Annotated in this window: 1 protein-coding gene; it reads right to left on the minus strand. The window is 54.2% G+C overall.

Annotated features, from left to right (window positions below; all coding sequences use genetic code 11):
• Nucleotides 1–4682 (minus strand): hybrid non-ribosomal peptide synthetase/type I polyketide synthase (locus tag ACJ8IM_RS25070; RefSeq protein ID WP_442516255.1); only part of this gene is annotated, 4682 nt, incomplete at its 3' end.
• Nucleotides 4683–4932 lie beyond the last annotated feature (250 nt).

A 4932-nucleotide genomic window follows, 5' to 3' on the forward strand; every position in this document is an offset into this window, starting at 1 on the left:
GCCAACTGCAGTGCCACCAACGCCGGTTGCTGGTATTGCGTCTCCTGCAGGCGCGCCGAATGCTCGGCGCTCGCCTCCAGCAACCATTGCAGCAGCGGCGCGTCCACCCATGCCGCCAGCTGCGCGACGTAATCTTCCAGCGCCTCGCGGAACACCGGATCCGCCGCGTACAGCGCGGCGCCGGCGCCGGACTGCAGCGCCCCCTGGCCGGTAAACAGCCAGGCATCCTGGCGTGCGCGCGCCTTGCCTGACGGCTGGTCGTAGGATTCCAGCACCACGTGAGCATTGGTGCCGCCATAACCAAATGAAGAAACCCCCACCCGGACGGTCTCCTTCCGATCGTGGCTACCGATACGGGTAGGTTTGACCGGCACCACCGCCGCAAAACCGCTCAAATTAATTTTTGGATTAAGGGTTTGGAAATGAAGGTTCGCTGGCGCTTCACGATGGCGCAAGACCTCCAGAGCCTTAATCAACCCAGTAATGCCGGCCGCGCCTTCCAGGTGACCGATATTGGTCTTCACCGATCCCAGCACCACAGGTTTTTTGCGATCGACGGCCAACACATTCTTCAACGCTTCTATCTCGATCGGATCGCCCAACGGCGTGCCGGTGCCGTGGCACTCGACATAGTCCAAGTCGGCACCCTGCCATCCCGCCTCCTGCAATGCCTGTCGGATCACGGCCTCTTGCGCCAGGCCGTTAGGCGCAGTAAGTGAAGCGCTGCGCCCATCCTGATTCACGGCACAACCTTTGATAACGCCCAGGATCGGATCGCCGTCGGCTTCCGCATCGCACAAACGTTTCAGTACCACCGCGCCGACGCCTTCGCCGCGGGCAATGCCGTTGGCCTGAGCATCGAAAGTTGCACACCGTCCGTCGACGCTCAGCATCTTCGCCTGACAGGTAAAAACGTAAGGTTCTGGCGAAAGGATTAAGTTGACGCCGCCGGCGATCGCCATCCTGCAGGCGCCGCTGCGCAACTTGGCCACCGCAGCGTCGACCGCCACCAACGAGGACGAACAGGCTGAATCAATGGTCATGCTGGGGCCGGCCAGATCGAGCAGGTAAGAGATGCGGTTAGAGGTGATGGACGGTGCGGCGCCGGTTCCCGCGTACTCTTTCGTATGGCCGAAATCCATCATCCAGTCGTAGTTCATCTGGCCGATGAGCACGCCCGTTGAAGAGCCTGAAAGTTTTTCCCTGTCATAACCTGCCGCCAGACACGCCTCGTAGGCCACCTCCAGCATAATGCGCTGTTGAGGATCCATCGTTCTTGCCTCCGCCTGAGGCAAGTCAAACCAGGCATAGTCGAAGCTCTCGGCGCGTTCGATGAAAGCGCCGCGACGGGTATAGGCCGCTCCTAGTGTGTCGGGATTCGTGTCATAGATTGGGCTGATATCAAAACGAGAATCGGGGATGTCGGACATGCAATCGGTAGCGGACGACAGCATATGCCAGAATTCATCGGGAGAGCCGACATTGCCGGGCAGACGGCATGCTCGCGCGATAATCGCAATCGGCTCTGCATGATAATTGGGTGTCGGACGCGTTGCCGCCGACGCGGCACCATGCGGGTTGCTCAGTTGGCCCCGATGGAATGCCGCCAGCTTCACCGCGCTCGGGTAATTAAAGATCAGGGTATAAGAGAGAGACGTATTCCAGGCTTTTTTCAACATGTTAATCAGTTGAACCGCATACAGTGAGGTCAGCCCCTGTTCGATTAAGCTGCGGCTCGCCGAAAGCGTGCCAACCGGCACATCCAGTACCTGTGCGGCGAGTTGCAGCACCAGCGCGGCCTCGCTGGACGTTTCCACGCCAGTGTCGCTTTCCTCCCCCTCCGCCGGTAGGGTTTGCGCGATGCTGCGCAACTTTTTCATATCCACTTTATTGTTAGCCGTTAACGGGATCGCATCCAACACAATCCACACCTGGGGTGCCATATAATCAGGCAACAGCTGTTCAACATGGATACGGAGTTTTTCCTCCAGGCCCGTCTTCGCCTCATCGGCATTAGCGGTCGCAAAGCCGACCACGCGGGCACCGGCACCAGGAATATGTACCGCAACAGCGCGTTGAACTTCGCTGAGTTGCTGCGCGCAATTTTCGATTTCCGCCAACTCGACACGGTGCCCGCCCACTTTCACCTGCGAATCTTTGCGCCCGACAATCTCTATTTCTCCATTCGGCAGATATCGGCCAAGATCGCCGGTTTCATACAGCCGCCCATAGCGTTCGGTGTGAACAAATTTCTCGCCGGTTAATGTCGGATCGCGGAAGTACCCTTCCGCCACCCCTTTGCCACCGATGTAAATATCGCCGACCACTCCCGTCGGTCGATATTGCAGATCCGCATCCAGTACGTGCATCGTTTGATTGGATAAAGGCCGCCCGTACGGTACCAGCTCCGTGCCAAGCAAGTGAGAATCGGCCGTCACGACATGATAGTTCGACCATATCGACGCTTCGGTCGCGCCGCCGAGAGCAATAATTTGAAGCTGTGGATAACGTGCCATCGCATTGTCAACCATGGCCATACTGATGGCATCGCCGCTGAGCATCACCCTTTTCAGCGGCATGACATACTCCGGTTGGCTGGCCGCAATCAGCATTTCGAAGGACGTAGGCACGGTATTCCAGACCGTCACATGATGTTGTTGGATCTGCTGCCACCAGTAGTCCGGATCGCGCGTGCCATCCGGCTTGCAAACAACCAGCGTACCGCCGGTGGCTAATGTGCCGAAGATATCCCATACGGATAGATCGAAACTGAGGGAGGAAATGCCAAACGTCACCGTCTCCTGGCCAAGAGCAAAGCGTTGGTTAATGTCCAGGCAAGTATTCAACGCCGCATGGTGCGCAATCTCAACCCCTTTGGGCACGCCGGTCGAACCGGAAGTAAAGATGATATAGGCCAATGAATGAGGATCGATGGCAACCGACGCTGCTTCTCTATTTTCACTCTCTCGGGCCAAATCGACATGCACGTTGATTGTCGTCGGTGATTGCCCGTCGCCGCCGACATACCAATCACGCTCCGGCGACAATGTCCTGTCATGGACTAAAGCGACCTGGCAACCTGCCAGCTGCATGATGCTGCGGAGCCGATCGTCGGGATTGCTGGGGTTTAAAGGCAGGTAACAGGCCCCCGTCATTAATATCCCTAACGTCCCCGCGACTTGCTCCCATCCTTTCTCGAGCACGACTGCAACAGAATGCCCAGGCCCGATGCCGATATCCTGGAGTTTTACCGCTATTGCATTCGCCACGGAAATTAATGAACGATAAGTGAGGCTCACCGACTGATCGATAACGGCGATTTTATCCGGAAAAGCTTTCGCCGCCTTTATTACCGGTTGATGCAGCAACCCCTTATCCAATTCATCAAATTCGCAACCCGTGTCATTCATTTCCTCACGTAATTGCATGAGCTCCGGCGGCAATATCACGGATTGCGGCTGGTTAAGCGCGACATTCTCCAATACGCAATGGAAACACCGGAGCATTTCAGCGATCTGTTCGCCCTGATGCACTCGTCCATCGTAGTCCCAATTAATCTGCAGGCCGTTATCCGTTTCGTAAACCTGATGGTCCAAAGAAATTTGCGGCGTTTGTGTCTGCTGATAATTAAGTTTCGTGTTACAGCCGGTTAATTCTAGTCCTGGCTTGATAATGCCGATGAAAGACGTAAATACTATAGGGAAAGTCAGGTGCGGATCATTGTGGTATTTACGCAACATCCGAATCACATCCAACCCATTAATATCGCTGTGCTCCAGCCCAGCCGACAACGTCTGGTGGAAGCTTACCGCCTGCTCAACAATGCCCCTGCCGGCGGCCGATGTGACCGGGCACAACAAGACGTTGGTGAACTCGCCGACAACGCCGGAATAATCGTTATTTATCGCAACCGGGCGTTCAGACATCGTCACGGTAATCGTGAACTCAGGGTTTTCAGAATACAGACGCAGCACTTCCGCAAATGCCGATAATAAAATTGAATTAGGCGTAATCTGCAAATGCCCGGCGATACCCTTTATCCTCTCCCAATCATCGCCGTTTAGCGTAGCGGCACATCGATCAAAATTTGCACTCTGACTAACTTCATATTTAATTCGAGGGATCTGCGGCGGGCCGGGAATCGTTTTCACCTTTTCTTCCCAGTATGATAATGACGCCTGTGATACGTCTCCATTAATTCCAGCTCGGCAGTAATCAAAAAATCTTAATGGTGGAAGCTCTTGCGCGGTAAATTCAATGCCATCAATCGACGCGTTATACCTTTCAATCACTCGCTGACATAATATCATTGCGCTGGTCGCATCAATGAACAGCATATCCAGCATAATGTGGATACGAGTCATCTTGGCGCTTATTCGCGTCAATTGGATCCCCCAGAAAACCTCGTCGGTATGCTTCACAGCACTAATGCATTCTGAGCGGCGCAAATCTAAATCGGTGACATTGTCGATAGGAAATGAGAACTCATGACGTTTTGCATAGCGGTCAATCAATTTTTGCTGATTACCATTAACAATAACGGCATGTAACATGGGTTCATCATCAATGACAGACGTTACGGCGCGTTTAAAAGCGTCTACATCAAGACTTTCAACATCAAATTCGCTGTATACCTGGCATGAACAATCTCGTTCAGCTCCCAGAATATAAGATTCCTGCATAGGCGTCAGTGGTGCGATGGAGTCAGAATCGTCGCGCTCTCGGCGCTGGCCAGCAGCGTCGTCATCGATTGCATAAAAAGATGCGCCAAGTCTTTCAATAACTTGCCCAACGGTCAGACCGTAGAGCTCTTGGGAAGGTGCGAACAAGTCCCTGATATGAGATCATGTTTGTCATCTGGAGCCATGGAACAGGGTTCATCATGAGTCATCAACTTACCTTCGCCGACAGTGAATTCAGCAGTAAGCGCCG

The organism is Serratia sp. CY33525 (assembly GCF_052169115.1).
GTDB classification, from domain to species: Bacteria; Pseudomonadota; Gammaproteobacteria; order Enterobacterales; family Enterobacteriaceae; genus Serratia; species Serratia sarumanii.